Here is a 2,609-nt window from a genome sequence, read left to right as displayed (position 1 = left end):
CACCACTAAATTCCAAATCGTTGTCCCCATGTCCGACTTCTACCGTCGACATAGTTCCCTTGGTAACAATATGGTTATTACCCTCCCCGACTTTCACTTTCGACATAATACCACTGGTCATGATATAGTTATCACCATTCCCTACTTTCACCTTCGGCGTACTACCGCTAACCACAATATTGTTATTACCATCCCCTACCTTCACCTCCGGCATACGACCGCTGGCCACGATATGGTTATTACCATCCCCTACTTCTACCGTCGACATATCACCGCTAGTCACGATATGGTTATTACCATCCCCTACTTTCAGCGTCGCTGAAATTCCCGTGCCGGTAATGCGATTATTACCATGTCCGACTGTTAGTCTGTCGACATTGCCGACAATGACATTGTTACCATTACCTAGCGTGATATTGGAATCCCGGCCGGTCACATTAACCTTATTATCACCGCTACCGGCAACCACATTGCCAACTATAGCTTCCACATTGATAGTCTTGCTCTCGTCCCCCAACGTAACCTTAGCAAAGGGAATTTCGACCGTAATGGAATTAGGGTCAGTGGTCACCGGTGTAGGTTCCACTGCCGGCTCAACAGGAGGAGTGCTAATCGGCTTCCGGTCAATCAGTGACATCCGGTCAACATTCTGGTTTAAACGCGACCTCAGGTCGACAAGGCCAGTGCCAATTCTAATCGGCTCCAGCTTAACAGGGGTAACTTTAATCATATCCCGGTTAATAAGTGACATCCGGTCAACATTCTGGTCAATACGCGACCTCAGGTCGACAAGGCCAGTGTTAATTCTAATCGGCTCCAGCTTAACAGGGGTAACTTTAATCATATCCCGATCAATATCAGTAGAAGAAACTTTAGTCAGATTCCAGTCAATAAGGGGAATGCTAACCGGCTTCCTTGGAGGAATACTAATCGGCTTCAAGTCGATAGAGGGAAGCGGTAAAGGCTTATCAACGCCAAGGGGGTCGACAATTGGCGTCAATGAACCCGGTACAGTAACCGTCGGTTTATCAAGAGATTGCGTCACCACTGGCTTGACCGTTGGGACCAAATCCGGCATAGGCTCCGCAAAAAGGAAGTCGGCCGCATCGACCTGCGAAGTATCCAGAGTATCGAGATACAGCAACTTCACGTTTGAATCAGTACCGCTGGCCCCATTAAAGATAACTTCAACACCATGAATTTGTGACAGACCGTTGATCGTGCCACGATTACTCTTAGCAATGGTGAGTTGACTGAAATCAGTGACGCCGGTTTGACGCAAATCAATTTTATCAACGCCGTGACGGAACCCACGTAATGCATTCTTGTAGTCCTTGACGCCCGGTTGGGCCGCCACCACAAAAACGTCTGACGCCGCACTGTCATGACTATAGATCGTTCCATTCAAGCTAAATTTCATCTGACCCTGAGCATCGCTAGTGAGCATGACGCCCTTGCCGCCGCCCTTAAGGATCACGGTTCCCAAGCCTTCTTGCGGCTGGAGCGTTGAGGCGTCGCTACTCGTGTAAGCCGCCGGGGCGATAAAGGTATCCTGGAACTTGAAGTTCGCCGCACCAATCCCGGCGAGTGTCTGATTTTTCAGGACAATGCTCTGCCCCTTACCCAGCTCGACCTTAACATCCGCCCCCTGCTGCGTCAGCAACAGATCGGCAAACGTTTTTCCACGAAATCCGACCAGATCGATGATTTCGCCACGAGCAGCCTCGAAGTTGCTAATAACATCTCTGCCTGCCTCACGGCGATGGACCACAAAAAAGTCCTTGCCCGCACCTCCAGCCAGTGTGTTGTTTCCACGCCCGCCATCAAGCAACGCATCGGCATTACCAGCAACCAGCGTATCGTTGCCATCGCCGGTGACGATGTTCTGAATGCCCGACGGATTCTTTATCGTCAACGCTGTGCCGCCAATGTTGGCAACACCAGTCAGCAAGTTGACCGAGGTATCCCGCGAAACAGCCGCCGCATTGAGGGTATTACGCCCTCCCGCCACGCCATTCACTGCATCATCCAACACCGCGCGGTTGGCCTGCCCGACCACCGATTGGATATATTCGTCGGTGTAAAAGTAAGTGTCATCCGGGGTGCTCTTGCTGCCGTACAAACGTAGCGACCAGGCATTTAATGTGACCGGCAGGCCGGAATTCGCGTCAGTCACCTGTAGGGTCCAGTTGCCAGCCGAGCGTTCACCAAAATCGTGGGTCGACATAAAGCTGTATTTGAACGTCCCCGACTGGCTACTACCCAGATCGGTCGCGCTCGCGCCCGGCATACCGTCTGGAACCTTACCCTGACGATTGAGCAAGATGCTCTGAGTGCCATCAGGAGAGATCAGTTTGAGCGTCAGATCGCCAAGACGGCCTACCTGAGCGTCAAAATCGATCTCGACATGTTCGACATTCAGACCGGCATTCATGGCGATGGACGATGTTAGCGTCTCTCCCGCCGCCAAGGTTTTCCCCAGAGGGCCGCTGGATGCGCTATAGACGAACTCGTTGGCAGCGGTGCTTTGAGTCATCCAAGACTCAGCCAAACGAACAGCGGCTCGCGCATCGATTTGACCGAAACCGTAATCGTTGCTGGTATGCATA

The 2,609-nt window shown here is 51.7% G+C and carries 1 protein-coding gene and 1 pseudogene; both read right to left on the bottom strand.

Features of this window, described 5'->3' with window-relative positions:
• A partial coding sequence (locus Phpb_RS26180) for a calcium-binding protein (RefSeq protein WP_476742272.1) occupies positions 1-2,176 on the bottom strand: 2,176 nt, incomplete at its 3' end.
• 3 nt (positions 2,177-2,179) lie between these two features.
• Positions 2,180-2,434, bottom strand: a pseudogene (locus Phpb_RS27710) (proprotein convertase P-domain-containing protein); the annotation flags it as partial.
• Between the last annotated feature and the right edge of the window lie 175 nt (positions 2,435-2,609).

This window comes from Photorhabdus namnaonensis (genome assembly GCF_001684335.1).
Classification (GTDB): Bacteria; Pseudomonadota; Gammaproteobacteria; order Enterobacterales; family Enterobacteriaceae; genus Photorhabdus; species Photorhabdus namnaonensis.
The sequence above is the reverse complement of the archived record's forward strand: the minus strand, read 5'-3'. Positions and strand labels throughout refer to the sequence as shown.